Source organism: Parahaemophilus parainfluenzae (genome assembly GCF_001055095.1).
Classification (GTDB): Bacteria; Pseudomonadota; Gammaproteobacteria; order Enterobacterales; family Pasteurellaceae; genus Haemophilus_D; species Haemophilus_D parainfluenzae_Z.
Window position 1 is genome coordinate 47,979 of sequence record NZ_JVHG01000023.1, and the last position, 21,482, is coordinate 69,460.

Genomic DNA, 21,482 nt, shown 5'->3' on the forward strand with positions numbered 1-21,482 from the left:
TTATTACCCACTAACAAGGGCGTGCTTAGCACGCCTTTTTACATTCTTGATAGCGTAGCGTATCATTATCTATATGCAAAAAACTCGCTTAATTTTAACCGCACTTTTCCTTCCGTTTACCGCTCAGGCTTCGGAACAATTTGTCTCGCTTACGCTTTGCAGTGACCGACTGCTTATCGAACTGGCTGAGCCTTCGCAAATTGCTGCTCAATCGCCTTATTCGAAAAAACCGTTGATGATGTTGGATAAAATTAATACCGACAAACCTGTACTAGAACCGCAATTAACGGAATTATTGCCCTATTTGGATAAAACGATTCTGATTAACGAAACCTTTTATCCACAATTAGTCGCGGAGCTGAAAAAACTCGGTGTGAAGATTATCCCGATTAACGACAGTCCACAAACGCCTGATGAATTATTTACGTTGATTCTAGACTTAGGCAAACAACTGGGTAATGAGCAAAAAGCGGCTGATTTAGTAACAAAACTCAAATCGCAAAACTTTCACTTAAATCGACCGCTTACTGATACACTGATTTTGTCAGAAACTGGTGTGGTAGAAAGTTATTATCCGCAATATCCCGTGCTGTTAAGTTTACTCGGATTAACACCGTTAAAAACACCACTTACCGCACAAAATTTCTCGTTAGAAAAAGTGATTTTAAGCCAACCGAATGTGCTCATTTCTCTGACTGACAAACAAGGTTACAATGCACAAGCCGAATTACTGCACCACCCTATGTTACAAGATTTTTTCAAAAACCAACCGCTTGTAAGCATTCCGATGAAATATACCTATTGCTTCGATCACGGTGTGTGGCAAGGGGCGGAGAAGATTTATGAGCAGTTAAAATAATGTAGCTGACAAATCTCCCCTAACCCCTCTTTGCTAAAGAGGGGAATTCCATTATTAAATTAACTCTAGATGACATATTTATATGTCTTTATGTATAAATGATTAGAATAAACCATCAGAATTATAAATCTTGACACTATAATCCCACCCACTCTACTAAAGAGAGGTATTGCATGATTAGATTAACCCAAAATAATGTGTTTACAGCTTTTATATATAAATGATTAAAATAAAACATCAGAATTATAAATCTTGACACTATAATCCCCCTCTTTAGCAAAGAGGGGTTAGGGGAGATTTGACAAAATAAAATTAACAAATGATATTTGGATTACATAGGAAATTGATCATTGACCAAAACACTAAAATTAAATACCGCACTTTTCTTAGCGTTGCTGTTGATTAGCGGCTTTGCGATTTATCATCAGATCGGCGACTTTGCCCATCTCAAAAATGCTGATGGTGTGCTCACCGATATGCGTTCGATGGTGCTGTGGGATATTCGTTTTCCACGCATTGGTTTAGCTTTATTGACGGGAGCAAGTCTCGCGATTGCCGGCAATGCGATGCAAGGTATTTTCCAAAACCCATTAGCGAGTCCAGGCTTACTCGGCAGTAGCGCTGGGGCAACAGCCGCTAGTGTATTTATCCTCTATTATTTTGCCGTGCCATTTTCACTGCTCTTAGCCGGTGGTGTGATTGGTGCGCTTTTAAGCTTTTTAATCGTGTATTTGATTGCTAAAAACTACGGCACCACGATGATGATTCTAAGCGGGCTAGCGGTCAATATGTTACTTGGTTCAGCAATTGCATTACTGCTATCCAACGCAGAAAGCCCATGGGCATTAGCTGAACTTTATCGTTGGCTACAAGGCTCATTGATGTGGGCGAAATTAGATACCCTGCTTATTTCACTCCCGATTGTTCTGGCAGGGGTTTTCTGCTTATACCACACTCGTCGATACTTAGATTTACTCACCTTTGGTGAAGAAACTGCGAGCACCATGGGCGTAGATCCGAAACGTAGCTTTTTCATCAGCACCTTTGGTGTGGCCTTATTAGTCGGTGCAACCATTCCACAAACCGGTACCATCGGTTTTATCGGCTTAATCGCGCCACACTTCGCCCGTATTTTACTGAAAGCACGTCCATCGCAACTTTACCTTACGAGTGCGTTAATCGGGGCATTATTGCTGTTACTGGCCGATTTAGCCATTTTATATATCCCGCTGTTCTCACATATTTACATCGGCACATTGACTGCACTTATCGGTGCACCTTGCTTGATTTGGATGTTATTAACGCAACAGAGAAAAATCTATGATTAGAATTGAAAAACTCACCCAATCTTATTGCTTAAATGATATCTACTGTACGCTTCCATCAGGTAAATTGATTGGCATTATGGGTGCCAATGGGGCGGGAAAATCCACCTTATTGAAAACCATTGCGGGTATCCTGCCCCTCAAACAAGGGGAGGTTTGGTTTGATGATCAGCCATTAAGTAAGATGAACGCAACCGAAAAAAGCCAACACATTGCTTACCTTGCACAAAATACGCAAATTCATTGGGATTTATCCGTTTATGATGTGATTGCATTAGGTTTAGCTGCGACCTTACCAAAAGAAAAAGAGCGGTCAAAAATTCAAGCGTTTTCAGAAAAGTTTGCGGTAGCTCATTTGCTCGACAAACCTTTCCAACAACTTTCTGGAGGCGAAAAAGCGCGTGTACAACTCGCTCGTTGCTGTATTAAGGAATCACCTGTTTTATTAGTCGATGAGCCGATTGCACCGCTCGACCCTTATTATCAAATTGATATGATGGAACAGCTTCAATCACTCACACCGGAACATACGTGTGTCGTCGCAATTCATCACCTTTCGTTGGCTTATCAATTTTGTGATGAAATTGTTCTATTAGATAAAGGAAAATTGTTAGCTGTAGGTGAGACGCAAGCCGTGTTAAATGCGGAGAATTTAGCGAAAGCCTTTCATATTCGGGCTGAAATTGATCCAATAAAAAAGACTATCTCAAAAATTGAAAAGCAATAAAATAAAAGCACTTAGATATTCACTAAGTGCTTTTTTATAGAAATGAATTACGGCTGGATTTCTGAATCTACGAAGAAATAAGCAATTTCTCGTTTTGCGCTTTCAACACTATCAGAACCATGAACAGAATTTTCACGCTGACTTAACGCGAAGTCTTTGCGGATAGTGCCTTCTGCTGCCTCAGCGGGATTCGTTGCACCAATCAAAGTGCGGTAATCTTTTACGGCATTTTCTTTTTCCAACACAGAAACCACCATCGGACCAGAGAGCATATACTCCACCAACGGTTCAAAAAACGGTTTACCTTGGTGTTCCGCATAGAAACCTTCCGCTTGTTCTTTAGTTAATTGCACCATTTTAAGCGCAACGACACGGAATCCTTGAGATTCAAAACGCCCTAAAATAGCACCAATTAAATGACGCTTTACTGCATCAGGTTTAATAATTGAAAAAGTACGTTCTACCATAAAATCCTACTTAACTTGCTTTCGTTACTAATAAATTTGCTAAAGTTTTCACACCAATTCCGGTTGCGCCAACCGCCCATAAATCACTACCTGATTTACGATAAGTGGCCGAACAATCAATATGTAACCAACGTTGTTGATAGTTTTTCACAAAATACGATAAAAATGCCGTTGCAGTACTCGCCCCCGCGACAACTGGCGCAGTGCCTGTATTGGCAATATCCGCAAAAGAAGAAGTGATTTGGCTACGATGAAACGCTTCGAAAGGCAAACGCCAGAACGGTTCATTTTCTTCTTTGGCAGCTTGGAATAGGCTATTTACCAACGCATCATCCATAGAAAGCACGCTGTGGTAATCATTACCGACTGCCACTTTCGCTGCACCGGTTAAGGTTGCACAATCGACAATAAATTGTGGATTTTGACTATCGGCTTCAATTAAGCCATCCGCCAATACTAAACGGCCTTCCGCATCAGTATTTAAAATCTCAGCGGTTACACCATTTTTATACGTGATGATATCACCTAATTTAAACGCATTACCGCTCACCAAGTTTTCTGCACAGCATAGATAGAGTTTTACTCGTTGATTTAAATCGTGCGCAATGGCAAATCCTAACGCACCTGTTAATAATGCAGCGCCGCCCATATCGGTACGCATAGTACTCATACCATCACTTGGTTTGATGCTATAACCACCACTATCAAAAGTGATGCCTTTGCCCACTAAACAAGCTAATACCGGCGCATTTGGGTCATTAGTCGGATTAAAATCTAATTGCAACATAGCGGGCGGATTAATAGAACCACGACCCACAGTAAAGATCCCGTGGTAGCCTTGCTCTTTTAATGCTTCACCAGAAATGATTTGAAAACTGACCGCACTTTTATCGGCATAATTTTCGGCTTGTTTAGAAATAAACTCAGCTGCACGCTCTGCTAATTTAACTGGCGTGAGTGTTTCGGCTGGTTCATTAATAATTCCACGTACAAAATCACCACATTCAATACGCGCTAATAACTCATCTTGCGGCTCATCATCTAAATGAGGAAATTCAATCGAATAGTCTTGCTTCGCCGAGTAAAAACCTTGATAAAATGCCCAGCAATTTTCTAATTCCCATGCATCCCCTACAAGCTCAACATCTTTAATACCTTGCCCACGTAATTTACGTGCCGCTTTTTGCACTAAAACAAGGTTCGATTTTTCATCATCTTTAAGATGAATAACGGCTTGATCTTGATTAAAACTTAAAATAGCATCTTTGCCCCAACTCTCCGAAGCGGGAGCCGTTGATAATGTAATTTGCATGTGGTTGTTCTCCTTTATTTATTGTATAAGTTACTTTGCTAATAAGCTCCGGTCTTCTTCCATACAACTTTAAATGTTTTAAATAGAATCACGATATCATTCCATAATGACCAGTTCTTTGCGTACCAAGTATCAAAATAGACACGAATATCATAACTTACATTATTTCGTCCGCTCACCTGCCATAAACCTGTCATTCCAGGTTTTGCCATAAGATAATAATCAACGTCCTCCTGATAATAAGGTAACTCCTCTTTTACTATTGGGCGAGGTCCCACTAAACTCATTTCACCTTTGAGAACATTCCAAAGCTGTGGCAATTCATCTAGACTTCTAGCTCTTAGCCATCTTCCAATAGGTGTAATACGAGGATCATCTTTAAGTTTAAAGTCTTTCTCCCATTCTAAACGAGCATTTTCATCCGTTGCTAAAATTCTTTCTAAAACCTCATCAGAATTATTTACCATTGTTCTAAACTTCAAACATTTGAATTCTTTTTTATTCTGACCAATTCTTGAATGCTCATAAATTAGTTTTCCACCATCTTTCTTAATAAGAAAATACAATGGGATACATAATGGAAATAAAAAAATCAAAAGAAAAGAGGCCCCCAATATATCAAAGACTCTTTTAATAAATCGAGAAGACCGTTTTGCTAAGTTATTATTTACTCGAAACAGTACCATTTCATGGCTAAACAGAAAAGACATATCCGTACCATAAAGCGGAATACCTCGAAAATCAGGAATAACTGAGATAGAACGACAGCCTTTTCGAATTAAATAACGCAACCAGAAATCCTGCTTTACTTTATTTTCCTCATCTATAGCAAGAATAAACTGTGTAAATTCTGGAGATACCAGTTTGATCAGCAACTCAGGATTATGGCGCATAACTGGCACCCCTTCAATGAACTCTGATTTATATTCTTCAGTATTTATAAACAATTTAATATTAAACCCTAAATATGGCTCATTATTTAATGCATCAAATACTTCTTTCGCATTCTTACCATTGCCAATAATAATGGTTTCTTTCAAATACCATCCTAATTTGATAAGTAAATTTTTGATTAAAACTCGCCCCAAGGGCACTAAAGTAAAAACAAAAAGCCAAGTTATAGACCAAAAATAACGAGAAACATAAAGACGGGAAAAAGCAACTATGGCTAGCTCAATAACAAAAATAATTAATAATGTTCTAAATATCTCTTTTAACTCAAACCAAAATGGCTTGCGGTAGGTGTAATGACGCAAACGAATCCAAAACCAAATAACACAGCATCCTCCCATAAGGCTATGAATAAAAATAAAAGATGAAAGCTGCTCTATGGGAAAATATTGACCATTCGCCCTACTAAATTTAAGTAAAACAAAGGATGCTAAAAAAATAGAAATCCAAAAAGAAACAAAATCTACAGAAATTTGAAAAAACTTAATAAAATTGGCTCTATTCATGTTACTTTATCCCAATATCCTTTATGCATACTAAAAACCCTACACCACTTATAAGGTAATCTATAGTAATAATAACCTAATTTAAAACCGAGCCACTTAACACATGTAGATAATATAGCTTTAGGAATTAAATGCGGTGACTTTATGGATAAAAACTTTAATTCTGATAGTACAAACCTTTTTCCCTCAGAAGCAGCACTACCAAATTTTTGTTGAATCCATTTCTGTTCTTGCTGAAATACACCTGTATCAAAATAGCGTTGGAATTCTTGTTTTAGTGTGTAGTTATGACTGTGAAATACTGTTGCCTCAGCGCAGTAGGCAACTTTATATCCAGATAAAATCATTTTTGCTGCTAAATACATATCTTCAGCTAGAATTGTGTTATCCGGAAATCCTCCTAATTTATCAAATACAGATAAGCGGTATGCAGCAAAAGAATTAGACATAAATGCTGTCTTGATACCTAACGCTGAAATATCAGCCATAGTTCTCACTCTGGACTCAGACGGATAATTAAAATAACGAGCATGAACTGCTAGCGGTGTTGCCTCATGATGCGGCAACTGTCGCCCACAAACAGCTGCTACTTCAGGATCAACAAAGGGGGCAAGTAAATTCGCTAATGAATCTGGTGAAGCCAAAATTGCATCTTGAGTCATAAATACCACTACATCCGCAAAACTTTTGGCAAATTCAACCGCTTGATTACGAGTTCCGCCATGATTAAACTCTGATTTCGGGATAGAATGTACTAAGAACCCCGACTCATCTGCGTGTTCTGCCGTATTATCGGAAGAAGAAGAATCAATTACAATTACTTTATCAGCTTTCAAGAGTTGAGATTGATAGGCAGCGATCCAATCTTGCCATTTATTACCCGCGTTATAAGTTGGTACACATAATGCAAATTGAAGAGCGGTCATTTTTCGTCCTTATTTTACCAAAAGGGATAATAGCCACTGCTTTAATTTTGGCACACTTTGGTACTCTCTTTTTGAAGAGGGAGGTAAACAGTGTGGTTTGCCATATTGTGTAGCAAATTGTTCAAACATTTTAACTTGCCGGATTGCCTGACGAATATTTTTCCAGTAAGACTTAAATCGAATAAAATAATAAAATAGACGCAATTTATGGTTAAACACCCCCACTTGATTTTGGCAATGTTGACGATAATCTAGCAAAGGCTTATCTATAAATTGTGTTTCACCATAATAGCGCGCTAACAGTGCCAACCACCAATCGTGCATATAAAGTTCAGAAAGTTGAATATAAGATAAAGAATCTAGTGCTAGATTACGTAAGGCTCGATTGATCATACAAGCTGCGCCTTGCACACAGTTTTTATACAAAATCGAATCATCACTTAAGCATTTCGCACTTAAAGCCTGATAAGTAAAAAAACTTGGCGAAATTTCATTATTTTGTTCATCAATCAAACACGCATCACTAAAGATGAGCGTTGGAATAGCATTATCTTTATGCTTGGCAATTTTAGCAAATTCAGCCACTTTATTTATATGCCAAATGTCATCTTGATCTGCTAAAAAGGTAAAATCTGCTTCACTATATTTTAGTGCAAATAAAAAATTAGCAATCACTCCTTTTCTCGGACCTTGAATAATGTCATAAGCAGTAAAATTAGCATTAGCAAAGGTATTTCTGACAACAGAAAGCGTCTCGTCACAAGATCCATCATCAGACACAATAATTTTTTGCGGCAAAATGGTTTGCGATAAAATACTTTCTAATTGTGAGGATATAAAAGATGCACCGTTGAAGGTGCATACAATTACATCATATTTAAATGCTTTATCCATATAATTCTTTATTTCGATAAAAGAGTAAATTGTTTAGTTTTTCTGTTATGTAATTAACCAATGGATAGACTAAGTAACCATAAAAAAAACTTAATGTTATTACAGTAATTAATACAGAAAATTTCACAAAATTATTTGAGTGAGTAACATCAAATGCACTATAAAAAAGTAATAAAATTTGATGATGAACTAAAAATGCTAGAAAGCTGTAACGAGATAACTGGCTAAATAGTTCCCTCATATATTTAGGAATAAAAATTATATCAAATACGCTAGATATAATAACAAAGAAAGAAATTCCACCCATAATAAGCACAAAATGATATGGTATTTTATCTAGTAAAATTGATGTATTTACTAGGATAGCTAGAGCAACAACTGTCAAGATTCCTCTTAGTAACTTGTCTTTTCTAATATTTTGAGCAAAACAAATACCAAAAAAGAACTCTGGTAATCGCATCAGAGGGTTTATTGGTTCCCACATTTCAAATATAGCCCCATATTTTATGTGCAAAGAAACAACTAATCCTATTAAAATGAGAAATGATAACAAAGGCTTTTTTAAACCATATAGAAATAAGAATGGAAAAAATATATATGTTATTAACATATATCCAGTATACCATTCACCAACCAAGTAAAAAGTAGGAAACTTATAAAGGAATAGTCCATCTAAACCGATTATTGTTAACAAGAACCTAATACCTGGAACACCTTCACCTATTGGCTTACTCAATAATATAAATAATAACGCAACAGCAGCATAACTAAGCCAATACGAAGGATAAATAGCTAGAAATCGCTTTCTTATATAAGAGGTTAGAGAAAAATTTTCTTTAGCTGACAGCCCCAAACCAAAACCAGAAGATATAATAAAGAGAGATACTGCGATATCTCCAACATTCATTCCTAAAAATTTTAGTCCAAAAAATAACGGAGCATTATTATCTGCATAAAAAGAATGCATATCCAAATGAAATAACATTACGGCAATGCAAGAAATAACTTTAATAAAATCAATATAGAAAAATTTTTCCTTCATAAATTTCTACCTATTTTTTCCCCCACACAGCCATGGAATCATAAGGTCGAGCAGGGAAAACATTATATTTAGGCTTAATTTTCAGGTTATGTACTGCAATAAATTCTTCTACTGCTGTTCGCAAACTCTTTGGTTTACCTGAGCAACAGTTAAATATACCAGACTGTTTGCTTGAAATTCTTTCTTCGATTTGTTCTGACAGTTCTCTAATATCAACAAAGTCATAAAGCATTTCACCACTATTCAATGGAAAAAACTCTTGTCCTTCATCTTCAGCCTTTAAGATCTTCGTAAAAATAGAATTACTAAAACGATCATCTCCTGTAATATAGTAAAAGCGTAACCACTGTAAATTTAATTCAGGCGTTACACTAGCAAAATCAAACATTGCTTGGCGTAAGAAGTTTTTTGCAATTCCATAAGGATTTCTAGGATTACAAGGTGTATTTTCATCAATAGGTCCAACAAAGTATCCAACCTCATGCATTGTTCCTGCAACAGAGATATTTTTTATACCTAATTCTGCCATAGATGTGAGAAATTCATAATGTTTCATCACGTTAGCTAAATGAGAAGGATCTCGATGATTAAACCCTGCTTGCCAAGCCAAATGCAATAAACATTCTGCATCTTTCACTAAGTCACATTTTTTATCTTGAGATAAAGCGAAGATATTCCCATAAAATAAGCTTGCTCCATCTAAAAAATGATGGGGTGTTTCTCCATCAAAAAGCATTGCTGTGACTTGATGTCCTTTATCTAATAAACCTCTTACGACATTTCTACCGATATAACCATTGGCTCCCGTTACAATAATATTCATTGAATTAATGTCCTCTTAATTTATGATAATAGTGTCTTAATTTTCTATATGGCATACGTGTTACTTTGGATAATTTAGGATAATTACCTAATACATGATTTTTTAATAGGCGAACCACATTAATTATAAAATAACGGCTAATATTTGGATTTCCAGATGAAATATTATTTCCCACCATATATTTAGCATTATGAGCCAGACTAATTTGATATGGAATGTCTCCATTAGAAAGATTACTTACTAATCTCTGCATTTTATATTCTAACTTAGTGTAATTAAGCTCCATCATTTCTGACGACATAATGTTACATGCTAAGTAACCAGCATCATGTGCGGTATAAGCTAATAAACGTTCTAGAACATGAGCCAACGATCCATCACAATGCATTGGTTCTTTATTAAACTCTTCAAACTTCCAGTTATATTCAAAAAGTTTACGCAATGCCTTTGGTCTGAACCAAAACATAGTACCGTATGCAGCAAATGGAGAAATGTCATCAAATGGAATTTTAACACCAATCTCTTCTGCTATTTTTATAGCTAATTCCCTATTAGTAAACCAAGCATGGCCTAAAGTAGGGTGACCTATATGCACCATTGAAGGCATTGCAAATCCTATAGATTTATTTTTATCTAAGTAATTTAATACCTTAGATGTATAAGCTTTATCTTTTAAAAGATTTAGATACATCATCTCTTTAAAGTGTTGAGACATATTATGGGAATTTTGTGGTGATTTTTTAGAATGTAATCGACAAATCCAATCATATTTATTTGATAAAACTTCTTCTTTACATGTGATAAAAAGAGATGACATATCTCTACCACGATTTTGCTCTACTACTTTTACATTAATTGATTTTGCACCACTAGATCGCAATATTGAATTAGATTCAATCTTGCATTTATTTTCTGTACTAGAAGTAGTAATAAGTAAATCATAAGAACAAGGTATATTTTTAGTATAACCAACGATTTCATCGAGCATATCTGGATAATAAATATGCGCAATAACTAAAATTTTAATATCTGATCTTACTTCTTCTTCACACTGTGAATCAAAAACTTTCAATAAAGTTAGGTTAGTCGAAATATCCTTAGGTTTAGTTGTTCTAAGTATATTTTTAAATATAAGAGTCGTATCATAATCAGAGTTATTTTCAATATACTCTATACTTCTACGTAAAAATAAGCATTCTACGTCATGATAAAGTGGGTCATGAAAAAAAGGCCTTCTTTTTAGTATAGGACAGCGGTGTTTTAACGTATCTTCTATTGATAAAAAAGTTGGGTAATTTACAGAGAAATTATCTGAATCAATATAAACAGAATAATTATATCCTTTTGTTAAAAAATGATTAGTAAACCTAGATTCATGCATTAATACTGAATCAGTATATGAACGAATCATAGGCATATTCTTCCAATAATCTTGGAATTCATGAGAGACTAATAAAGTCTTTCTAATTGCAATAAAATGTGATTGAATATGCTTAGGCAAAATACCTGTTCCCGTATAAGGATTTGGTTTTATTTCTGCATGATCCGAAATTCCCCAGAAATCAACATCTTGCTTTTCTGACCACTCAAATAATTCTGAGAATGGGAAGATAGGCGCAAAGAAAGTATAATTTAATAAAATAACTTCATCATATTCAGCTAGTTTATCGAAGCCAATTTTCTCAATTGCCTCTTTATATCCCCAGACATCAAATCCTACATTTTCTCGGCACATAATATAATCTGTGCAATGTTGAATCTTTTTACGCGAATCAACAGTTAATCCTGAATTTGAAACAAACCAGATATCCTGAACAAATTCTTTTAATTTTTCAAGTTTATATGGGATATAATCATCTACTATTCCATCGTGATCATAAAATAAATAAATTGCTAATCTTTTCATTTTTTTCCTTAGATTTAGTTATTAACCATAGAAGATATATATTCTTGAGAAACAGAAGAAGTATCCCCTATAGCTCTTACTTCACCATTATCAATCCAAATAGCTTTAGAGCATAACTCTTTAACTTGCTCAATTGAATGAGAAACAAATAATAATGTTGTACCATTACTCAACAAGTTCTCCATTCTCTCTTTACATTTTTGTTGAAAGGCAAAATCACCTACAGCTAATACTTCATCAACAATCAAAATGTCAGGTTTCTGCACTGTTGCAATAGCAAATCCTAATCTAGCAGACATACCTGAAGAAAAATTCTTAATAGGAACATCAACAAAATCATTTAATTCTGCAAAGTCAACAATCTCTTGGAAATGAGATTCAATAAATCTTTTACTATAGCCTAATAAAGCCCCATTAAGAAAAATATTTTCTTTTGCTGTCAATTCCGGATCAAAGCCAGCTCCTAATTCAATTAATGGTGAAATAGATCCATTGACTGTTACATTTCCTTGGTAAGGACTGATAATTCCTGAAATTAATTTAAGTAAAGTAGATTTTCCTGAACCATTCTTCCCAATCAACCCCCAAGACTCCCCTCGTTTTACAGTAAAATTAATATTTTTAAGTGCCAAGAACTCTTGAAACATTAGCTCTCTTTTTAACATCTTAATAATATATTCTTTTAAACCACTAATACTTTCAGCTGATTTATTAAATCTTACTGTAGCATTTTTTACTTCGATCACTATATCATTCATAATTATTTAGATATAAAGTATAAATTCATTTTCTTTACGATTAAAAAACCAAATACCGACTAATAATAGAATTATCGATATAATAAAACCTTGAGATAAAGACTCTATTGACAAACTCTGACTATTTAGAATTACATCTCTAAATTGCTCAACATAATTCACCATAGGATTAAGGTTATCATACCACCAACGATATTCTTGAGAAATAATAGACACAGGATAAATTATAGGGGTTAAATACATCCAAATAGAAGTAAAAACACCCCATAAATATTGAATATCTCTAAAAAATACAGTTGAAGCCGATAAAATGAATCCTAATCCTAAACTAAAAATATAAAGCTCTAAGAAAATTATGGGAACCCATAGAACATTCAATGTAATTTCTACTTGGGTAAAAATCATTACAAGAATTAGGGCTATCATTGCAAACAGCATATTAACTAATGAACTTGTTATTTTAGATAAAACAAAAATATACTTCGGTACATATGTCTTTTTAATTAAAGAAGCATTATGAACAATAGCTGTTACAGAACTAGAGGTAGCTTCTGAAACAAAACCAAAAATTAATTGCCCTGTAAGCAGATAGGCTGAAAAATTAGGAATATCGAATTTAAATAAGTTTGAAAAAACCACTGTTAATACAATCATCATCAGCAAAGGATTTAAAATACTCCAAATATAGCCTAAATAACTTCTTCTATATTTTAGTTTTATATCCTTAAGGACTAACTGCTTCAATAATTCGATATATTTAATTTGATTTACAAATGGTTTCATAAGCAATATCATCTTATTTAAACTTCATCGCATCCTTTAAAATTTTCCCAGCTAAATCTTTTGCTGACAAACTCGGTTCGCCCTCTAAAGGCCATTCAATACCGACAGTCTCATCATTCCAAATTAAAGAATGCTCTGCTTTAGGATTATAGTAATCAGTACATTTATAAGTAAATTCAGCTTCATCAGTTAAAACGTAAAAGCCATGTGCAAACCCTTCAGGCACCCAAAGCTGACGTTTATTTTCAGCAGATAAAATTTCACCTACCCATTGTCCAAATGTAGGAGAGTTTTCTCGCATATCGACTGCAACATCAAACACGGCACCAAACACTACCCGTACTAACTTACCCTGTGTATTTTCAGTTTGATAATGTAATCCACGTAACACTCCTTTTACCGATTTTGAATGATTTTCTTGTACAAAAGTGCGATCTGCTATGTTTTGTTTAAACCATTCATCACGAAAGGTTTCCATAAAGAAACCACGTTCATCACCGAACACTTGAGGTTCTAATAATTTTACATCTGGGATTTTAGTATTAATAACTTTCATTATGAATCCTTATATTTTCAACGTATTTTCTTCTTATTCTGCATAAGCCTTAATATTTTTCAACGCGTTTCGCCAATCACTTGGTTTAATTCCGAACGCTTGCTGAATTTTAGTTAAATCTAAGCAAGTATTGGCTGGCCGTTTAGCCAGGCTTGGATAATCCGCAGTGGTAATCTCGTTTACAAAAGGAACTTTCTCTAATACATTTTGTGAAACAGCCTCAGCCAAAATAACTTTAGCAAAATCACACCAACTAACATAGGGCTCTCCACTAAAATGATAAATGCCATATTCGATACTTTCGCCTCTAATAATTTTTTCGGCAATCTGAACTAACGCGTTAGCAATATCTCCAGCATAAGTTGGCCCACCAATTTGGTCCGCAACAACGTTTAATGTATCGTGTTTTCTTGCTAAGCGAAGCATAGTTTTCACAAAATTATTGCCATGTTCGCCAAAAACCCAAGAAGTACGCAAAATGATTACTCTTGAAAAAAGGGAAAGAAGCACCTTATCTCCCTCAGCCTTACTTTTGCCATAAGCACTTAAGGGGCAAGTAATATCGCTTTCTGTATATTTACCTTTTTTATATCCATCAAATACATAATCAGTAGATATATGTAAGATACTTGCATTAACTCTATTTGCAGCTTCAGCTAAATATTTTAGACCTTTTACATTAACGTCATGAACCAGTGACTCTTCAGTTTCAGCTCTATCCACATGAGTATAAGCTGCCCCATTAATAATAATATTCGGCTTAAACGAATCAACCAAAGACAGTACAGCATTTTTATTCGTGATATCAAGCTCGCTATGTTTTAAAGCTAATATATCATGACCTTTTTCAATCCTTAATCTTTGTGTCAAAGCGAAACCTATTTGTCCATTTGCCCCTGTGATTAGGAATTTTGCCACACTATTTTTTTTCCTTAATTATTCTAAGCAAGTATTGACCATACTCATTTTTCGTCATTGGTTTCGCTAGTTTTTCAACTTGTTCTGAAGTGAGCCAACCATTACGCCATGCTATTTCTTCTAAACATGCTACTTGTAAACCTTGCACCTTTTCAATGGTACGAACAAATGAAGCCGCTTCATGTAAACTTTCGTGTGTACCAGTATCTAACCAAGCAAAACCTCGTCCAAGCAATTGCACATTGAGTGAGTCATCGTTTAAATACATTTCGTTAAGAGTAGTAATCTCTAATTCTCCACGAGCAGAGGGCTTGACTTGTTTTGCAAATTCCACCACACGGTTATCATAAAAATATAAACCTGTTACAGCATAGTTTGATTTTGGTTGAACTGGTTTTTCTTCAATCGAAACCGCTTTGAAGTTTTCATCAAATTCCACTACACCAAAGCGCTCAGGATCTTTCACTAAATATCCAAACACTGTTGCACCGCGGGGCTGTTTAACTGCCTCTTGCAACATTTGACTAAAGTGTTGACCGTAGAAAATGTTGTCGCCCAATACTAAGCAACAGCTATCACCATTGATAAACTCTTCACCAATAAGAAATGCTTGAGCTAAACCATCTGGACTTGGTTGAATTGCGTACTGTAAATTCACACCAAAGTCTGAACCATCACCTAATAAGCGCTTGAAACTTTCATTATCTTCAGGGGTAGTAATAATAAGAACATCACGAATACCCGCTAACATTAATACTGAAAGTGGATAGTAAATCATCGGTTTATCATAAACAGGCAAAAGCTGCTTAGACACACCTCGAGTAATGGGATAGAGGCGAGTACCAGAACCGCCTGCAAGAATAATACCTTTCATAAGGATACCTTTAAAAGAGCGGATAGATTTTCTTAAATTTTTGCAAATTATTAGAAAAACTTCACCGCTTGTTAATAATTAGTTACCTAAACGCTCACGGTTATACGAGCCATCTAATACACGGCTCCACCATTTTTTGTTATTTAAATACCATTCTACCGTTTTGCGGATACCTGATTCAAAAGTTTCTTGTGGCTTCCAACCTAATTCTCGGCCAATTTTGGCTGCATCAATCGCATAGCGTACGTCGTGACCAGGGCGATCTTTTACATAGGTAATAAGATCTTCATATTTTGCTACACCTTTTGGTTTGTTTGGCACTAGTTCTTCTAATAAACGACAAATAGTACGTACTACATCAATGTTTGCTTTCTCGTTATGCCCACCAATGTTGTATGTTTCTCCTACTTCTCCTTCAGTTACTACTTTATATAATGCACGAGCATGATCTTCTACAAATAACCAGTCTCGAATTTGTTGACCATTCCCATAAACTGGTAATGGCTTTCCATCTAGTGCATTTAAAATCATTAGTGGAATAAGTTTTTCGGGAAAGTGGAATGGACCATAGTTATTTGAGCAGTTAGTCACAATCGTTGGTAAACCATAAGTACGTAACCATGCACGCACTAAGTGATCACTTGAAGCTTTAGATGCTGAATAAGGACTGCTAGGTGCATAAGGTGTAGTTTCAGTAAACAAGTCATCTGTTCCTTCTAAATCACCATATACCTCATCTGTTGAAATGTGGTGAAAACGGAACGCTGCTTTTTTTTCATCATTTAAAGAATTCCAATAAGCACGGGCTGCTTCTAATAGCGTGTAAGTACCTACTATATTTGTTTCGATAAAAGCTGCTGGTCCATCAATAGAACGGTCAACATGACTTTCTGCTGCTAAATGCATTACGGCATCAGGTTGATGATGTTCAAATACACGTGCCAATGCTTTTGCATCACAAATATCCACTTGTTCAAATGCATAGCGTGGATTATTTTCTACGGATTCTAAAGATTCTAAATTACCTGCATAAGTTAATTTATCAACATTTACCACGTTATCTTGCGTGTTTTCAATAATGTGGCGAACAACTGCAGAGCCAATAAAACCAGCACCACCAGTAACCAAAATTGTTTTGCTCATTTTCATCCTCTTGGTTATTTAACAAATAAAACATTACCCTGTATTCTATTTGAAATAATACTATTTCACAATTAAAGAATACAATACTTATGAAAAAAGTGCGGTCATTTTTGACCGCACTTTCCCTGTTAAACACTAGAATTCCGCTGTTTGTTACTAAGCATAATACATCTCAAACTCAACAGGATGTGGTGTCATATTTAAACGTTCCACGTCTTTACGTTTAACACTAATAAATGCTTCGATAAAGTCTTTAGCAAATACGCCACCTTGCGTTAAGAATTCATAGTCTTTTTCTAATGAATTCAATGCTTCTTCTAGTGAGCTTGCTACCGCTGGAATATCTTTTAATTCTTCTGGTGGAAGATCGTAAAGATTTTTATCCATTGCATCGCCTGGGTGGATTTTGTTTACTACGCCATCAAGGCCAGCCATCAATAATGCAGCGAATGCCAGGTATGGGTTTGCCAATGGATCTGGGAAACGCGCTTCAATACGGATCGCTTTCGGGTTAGTTACTGCCGGGATACGGATTGAAGCAGAACGGTTGCTTGCAGAGTAAGCCAACAATACTGGCGCTTCAAAACCTGGCACTAAACGTTTGTATGAGTTAGTACTTGGGTTAGTGAATGCATTTAATGCTTTAGCGTGCTTAATGATACCACCAATGTAATAAAGTGCGGTTTCAGAAAGACCTGCATATTTATCACCTTGGAAAATATTTTTACCGTCTTTGCTTAATGACATATTACAGTGCATACCCGAACCATTATCACCTGTGATTGGTTTTGGCATAAAGCAAGCGGTTTTACCATGTTCTAATGCAACGTTTTGCACCACATATTTATAGATTTGAGTTTCATCCGCTTTCAAGGTTAAGCTATTGAATTTCGTTGCAATTTCATTTTGACCTGCAGTCGCCACTTCATGGTGGTGAGCTTCTACGACTAAGCCCATTTCTTCTAAAATCAAACACATTTCAGAACGAATATCGTGTGCTGTATCAATTGGAGCAACCGCACAGTAACCGCCTTTTTTCAATGGACGATAGGCGTTGTTACCACCTTCGTATTTTTTGTTGGTGTTCCAAGCCGCTTCAATGTCATCAACGACAAAAGAAGCACGGTTCATTGATACATCAAAACGTACATCATCAAATAAGAAGAACTCTGGTTCAGGACCAAAGAATGCTTGATCCGCAATACCGATTGAACGCATATAGTTTTCGGCACGAATGGCAATTGAACGCGGGTCACGATCATAGCTTTGCATGGTTGTTGGTTCATAAATACTACAACGAATAGAGAGGGTTGGGATCTGCGCAAATGGATCGACTACTGCAGTCTCAGCGATTGGCATTAAAAGCATATCGGCTTTGTTAATGGTTTTCCAACCTTCAACAGAAGAGCCATCGAACATTTTGCCATCTTCAAACATATCTTCATCGACAAGGCTAACGGGGATGGAAACACCGTGTTCTTTACCTTTAATGTCGGTGAAACGAAGTAGCACGAACTTAATATCGTTCTCTTCGATCAGTTTGAATACGTTGGCAATTGCATTTGCATTTGGCATAAGGAGTCCTCTATTTTGCTATGTGTGTAATCTTTTAAAATTAAAAGAGCATTATAACGCAACCGCTTACTTTTTTCATGGGATTTATTTTAAACACCAGCATAGCAGAGTAACGAAATATCGTGTATAATTTTTGCCCTTTCGAGATTCTCGTAGAGTGGGTTTACTCACTAATTCAAACTACTTGGACTATTCGGTGGCATAAAAATTCCACCCTACAAAACTTAAACATTAAGAACGTAATAAATGAAAAACGACATTGATATTAATAAATTGCGCAATATCGCAATTATCGCTCACGTTGACCATGGTAAAACCACCCTCGTTGACAAACTCCTTCAACAATCTGGTACATTTGAATCAACTCGTGGTGATGTTGATGAACGCGTAATGGACTCAAACGATCTTGAAAAAGAACGTGGTATTACCATTCTGGCAAAAAATACTGCAATTAACTGGAATGGTTATCGCATTAACATCGTAGATACCCCAGGACACGCCGACTTCGGTGGTGAAGTAGAACGTGTACTTTCTATGGTGGATTCTGTACTTTTAGTGGTAGATGCTTTTGACGGCCCAATGCCACAAACGCGTTTCGTGACACAAAAAGCCTTTGCTCATGGTTTAAAACCAATTGTAGTTATCAACAAAGTTGACCGTCCAGGCGCACGCCCTGATTGGGTGGTGGATCAAGTATTCGATTTATTCGTTAACCTTGGTGCAACAGACGAGCAATTAGACTTCCCAATTATCTATGCATCTGCATTAAATGGTGTTGCGGGTCTTGAACACGAAGAATTAGCGGAAGACATGACCCCATTATTTGAAGCGATCGTTCAACACGTCGAACCGCCAAAAGTGGAACTTGATGCCCCATTCCAAATGCAAATCTCACAATTAGACTATAACAGCTATGTGGGTGTTATCGGTATCGGTCGTATCAAACGTGGTGCTATCAAACCAAATCAACCTGTGACGATCATTGATGGCGAAGGTAAAACTCGTCAAGGCCGTGTAGGTCAAGTATTAGGTCACCTTGGTTTACAACGTTATGAAGAAGATATCGCTTATGCAGGTGACATCATTGCAATTACCGGTTTAGGTGAATTAAATATTTCTGACACCCTTTGTGATATCAATGCGGTTGAAGCCTTACCTTCATTAACCGTTGATGAACCAACCGTAACCATGTTCTTCTGTGTAAACACCTCTCCGTTTGCGGGTCAAGAAGGTAAATATGTGACTTCTCGTCAAATTCTTGAGCGTTTAAACAAAGAGTTAGTTCACAACGTGGCATTACGCGTAGAAGAAACACCAAACCCAGATGAATTCCGTGTTTCTGGTCGTGGTGAATTACACCTTTCTGTATTAATTGAAAATATGCGTCGTGAAGGTTATGAGCTTGCGGTTTCTCGCCCTAAAGTAATCTATCGCGAAATCAACGGTAAAAAACAAGAGCCTTATGAGCAAGTAACTATCGATGTGGAAGAACAGCACCAAGGTTCTGTTATGGAAGCATTAGGTATCCGTAAAGGTGAAGTTCGTGACATGATGCCAGATGGCAAAGGTCGTGTACGTTTAGAATACATCATCCCTAGCCGTGGCTTAATCGGTTTCCGTGGTGAATTCATGACCATGACGTCAGGTACTGGTTTACTTTACTCTAGTTTCGATCACTACGATGACATCAAACCAGGTGAAATTGGCCAACGTAAAAATGGTGTGTTAATTTCTAACGCGACAGGTAAAGCATTAGCTTATGCGCTATTTGGTTTACAAGAGCGTGGTAAATTAATGATCGAAGCTAACGTAGAGGTTTACGAAGGTCAAATCATCGGTATTCACAGCCGCACAAACGACTTAACGGTAAACTGTTTGCAAGGTAAAAAACTCACCAATATGCGTGCATCGGGTAAAGATGATGCCATCGTATTAACCACACCGGTAAAATTTACACTTGAACAAGCTATCGAGTTTATCGATGATGACGAGTTAGTGGAAGTGACACCAGAGTCGATCCGTATCCGTAAAAAACTCTTAACGGAAAACGATCGTAAACGTGCAAACCGTACGACAACCAGTACGAGCACACACTAATTAAAAAAGTGCGGAAATTTGACCGCACTTTTAAACAAACAAAAGGCGAACATCATGTTCGCCTTTTTTATTTCATGATTAAAACTAGCCTAATCTGACTTTCTCGCCACCGAATTCATCAAGCAAGTTTTCGGTTAACTTGGATAAAATGCCTGTCATTAATACAAAATCAGCATCAAAGCGTTGTGCATAATCTTCTTTTAAAATATCCGCATTTTTCTCACGCACCGCATCAGCAAATTTTAAACGTTTGAGCGTGCAATCTTCATTAAATACAAACGTCAGCGTATCTTCCCATTCTAATGCGAGCTTGCTCACCACTTTTTTGCCATCTTGTAAAAGCGCCAGAATCTCTTCATTTTCTAAAGGCTGTTTCTTACAGCGAATCACGCTGTCTTCTTGGCTTCCACGCAATTCAGCCTCTTCTAACGCCACCAACCAATGCGGGATTTTTTCCTGCACAATCCAATCCGTTAAAATGGTCGAAGGTTCATTCGCAAAAGCCAACGGCACAACGGGTAACGAACCAAGTGATTTACGCAATAACGCCAACGCATCTTCTGCACGTTTACTGGATGCCGCATCGACATGCACAAGGTTGTTCTCCGTATCAATCCATACAGAAGTTTGCTGATTTTTAGTGAATGCGCGTGGCAATAAATTCATCACCATATCATCTTTTAACGTTTGTTTTTCCGTTTTCTTCAATTTACGGTTTTCTTTTTGCTCAAGACTTTCAATGCGTTCATCTAATTCACGTTTCACCACATTCGCTGGCAACATTTTCTCTTCTTTTTTCGCAACCAATAAAATGTGTTTACCGACAGAAAAATGCAATAATTCGCTGCCTTTCAACGGATTCGTCCAGCCAAATTTACTTTGATCTTGTGAACCACAAGGATGAAATTCACAATCTGACAACTGGCGTTGTAATTCATTAAGATCCCAATCTAAGGGCTTCGTCAGCCTATATGACATTAAATTTTTAAACCACATCGTAACACTTCCTTCATAATAGGGTAAAATACGCGACATTGTAG

General features: G+C 36.3%; 20 protein-coding genes. 4 read left to right on the forward strand and 16 right to left on the reverse strand.

Annotation, left to right across the window (positions count from 1 at the left end):
- Positions 1–73: 73 nt before the first annotated feature.
- From ADA56_RS06000 to ADA56_RS06010, 3 genes are all read left to right on the forward strand, one after another.
- Complete coding sequence (locus ADA56_RS06000; protein ID WP_049369798.1) at positions 74–859, forward strand: helical backbone metal receptor; 786 nt, start codon at positions 74–76, stop codon at positions 857–859.
- 350 nt (positions 860–1,209) lie between these two features.
- Positions 1,210–2,187 carry a FecCD family ABC transporter permease gene (locus ADA56_RS06005; RefSeq protein ID WP_049369799.1) on the forward strand — a complete coding sequence of 326 codons (978 nt, stop codon included), beginning with the start codon at positions 1,210–1,212 and terminating at the stop codon, positions 2,185–2,187.
- A complete protein-coding gene (locus ADA56_RS06010; protein WP_049369800.1) occupies positions 2,180–2,911 on the forward strand; it encodes an ABC transporter ATP-binding protein in 732 nt (243 codons plus the stop codon). Before ADA56_RS06005 ends, ADA56_RS06010 begins: the two co-directional genes overlap by 8 nt.
- Positions 2,912–2,958: 47 nt before the next feature.
- On the opposite strand, the gene ndk is transcribed toward ADA56_RS06010, so the two are convergent.
- The 15 genes from ndk to glnA form a co-directional block, all read right to left on the reverse strand.
- Entirely contained in the window at positions 2,959–3,378 is a 420-nt protein-coding gene (gene ndk, locus ADA56_RS06015; protein WP_049369801.1) for a nucleoside-diphosphate kinase, read from the reverse strand.
- 10 nt (positions 3,379–3,388) lie between these two features.
- Positions 3,389–4,690 carry an aminopeptidase PepB gene (gene pepB, locus ADA56_RS06020; protein ID WP_049369802.1) on the reverse strand — a complete coding sequence of 434 codons (1,302 nt, stop codon included), beginning with the start codon at positions 4,688–4,690 and terminating at the stop codon, positions 3,389–3,391.
- Between the two features lie 38 nt (positions 4,691–4,728).
- Positions 4,729–6,147 carry an undecaprenyl-phosphate galactose phosphotransferase WbaP gene (gene wbaP, locus ADA56_RS06025; RefSeq protein WP_049369803.1) on the reverse strand — a complete coding sequence of 473 codons (1,419 nt, stop codon included), beginning with the start codon at positions 6,145–6,147 and terminating at the stop codon, positions 4,729–4,731.
- Positions 6,144–7,073 carry a glycosyltransferase family 2 protein gene (locus ADA56_RS06030; RefSeq protein WP_049369804.1) on the reverse strand — a complete coding sequence of 310 codons (930 nt, stop codon included), beginning with the start codon at positions 7,071–7,073 and terminating at the stop codon, positions 6,144–6,146. Before ADA56_RS06030 ends, wbaP begins: the two co-directional genes overlap by 4 nt.
- A 9-nt stretch (positions 7,074–7,082) precedes the next feature.
- Positions 7,083–7,967 carry a glycosyltransferase family 2 protein gene (locus tag ADA56_RS06035; RefSeq protein ID WP_049369805.1) on the reverse strand — a complete coding sequence of 295 codons (885 nt, stop codon included), beginning with the start codon at positions 7,965–7,967 and terminating at the stop codon, positions 7,083–7,085.
- Positions 7,960–9,009, reverse strand: coding sequence for an acyltransferase family protein (locus ADA56_RS06040; RefSeq protein WP_049369806.1), 1,050 nt, complete (start codon positions 9,007–9,009; stop codon positions 7,960–7,962). Before ADA56_RS06040 ends, ADA56_RS06035 begins: the two co-directional genes overlap by 8 nt.
- Positions 9,010–9,019: 10 nt before the next feature.
- Complete coding sequence (locus tag ADA56_RS06045) at positions 9,020–9,832, reverse strand: NAD-dependent epimerase/dehydratase family protein (RefSeq protein ID WP_049369807.1); 813 nt, start codon at positions 9,830–9,832, stop codon at positions 9,020–9,022.
- A gap of 4 nt (positions 9,833–9,836) precedes the next feature.
- A complete protein-coding gene (locus ADA56_RS06050) occupies positions 9,837–11,738 on the reverse strand; it encodes a rhamnan synthesis F family protein (protein ID WP_049369808.1) in 1,902 nt (633 codons plus the stop codon).
- A gap of 14 nt (positions 11,739–11,752) precedes the next feature.
- Positions 11,753–12,496 (reverse strand): ABC transporter ATP-binding protein, encoded by a 744-nt coding sequence (locus ADA56_RS06055; protein WP_049369809.1) that lies wholly within the window; start codon positions 12,494–12,496, stop codon positions 11,753–11,755.
- A gap of 6 nt (positions 12,497–12,502) precedes the next feature.
- Entirely contained in the window at positions 12,503–13,279 is a 777-nt protein-coding gene (locus ADA56_RS06060) for an ABC transporter permease (RefSeq protein ID WP_152671327.1), read from the reverse strand.
- A gap of 13 nt (positions 13,280–13,292) precedes the next feature.
- On the reverse strand, positions 13,293–13,835 hold the full coding sequence (gene rfbC, locus ADA56_RS06065; protein ID WP_049369811.1) for a dTDP-4-dehydrorhamnose 3,5-epimerase: 543 nt from the start codon (positions 13,833–13,835) through the stop codon (positions 13,293–13,295).
- Positions 13,836–13,868: 33 nt separating this feature from the next.
- Positions 13,869–14,753 carry a dTDP-4-dehydrorhamnose reductase gene (gene rfbD / locus ADA56_RS06070; RefSeq protein WP_049369812.1) on the reverse strand — a complete coding sequence of 295 codons (885 nt, stop codon included), beginning with the start codon at positions 14,751–14,753 and terminating at the stop codon, positions 13,869–13,871.
- A 1-nt stretch (position 14,754) separates the two neighbouring features.
- Positions 14,755–15,627, reverse strand: a complete 873-nt coding sequence (gene rfbA / locus ADA56_RS06075) for a glucose-1-phosphate thymidylyltransferase RfbA (RefSeq protein WP_049369813.1) — start codon at positions 15,625–15,627, stop codon at positions 14,755–14,757.
- Between the two features lie 78 nt (positions 15,628–15,705).
- Positions 15,706–16,770 (reverse strand): dTDP-glucose 4,6-dehydratase, encoded by a 1,065-nt coding sequence (gene rffG / locus ADA56_RS06080; protein WP_049369814.1) that lies wholly within the window; start codon positions 16,768–16,770, stop codon positions 15,706–15,708.
- A gap of 156 nt (positions 16,771–16,926) precedes the next feature.
- On the reverse strand, positions 16,927–18,345 hold the full coding sequence (glnA, locus tag ADA56_RS06085; RefSeq protein ID WP_049369815.1) for a type I glutamate--ammonia ligase: 1,419 nt from the start codon (positions 18,343–18,345) through the stop codon (positions 16,927–16,929).
- 246 nt (positions 18,346–18,591) lie between these two features.
- Here glnA and typA point away from each other — a divergent pair, with 246 nt between their 5' ends.
- Entirely contained in the window at positions 18,592–20,442 is a 1,851-nt protein-coding gene (gene typA, locus ADA56_RS06090; RefSeq protein ID WP_049369816.1) for a translational GTPase TypA, read from the forward strand.
- A gap of 84 nt (positions 20,443–20,526) precedes the next feature.
- Here the strand turns inward: typA and rdgC are convergent, their stop codons facing one another.
- A complete protein-coding gene (gene rdgC, locus ADA56_RS06095; RefSeq protein WP_049369817.1) occupies positions 20,527–21,438 on the reverse strand; it encodes a recombination-associated protein RdgC in 912 nt (303 codons plus the stop codon).
- Between the last annotated feature and the right edge of the window lie 44 nt (positions 21,439–21,482).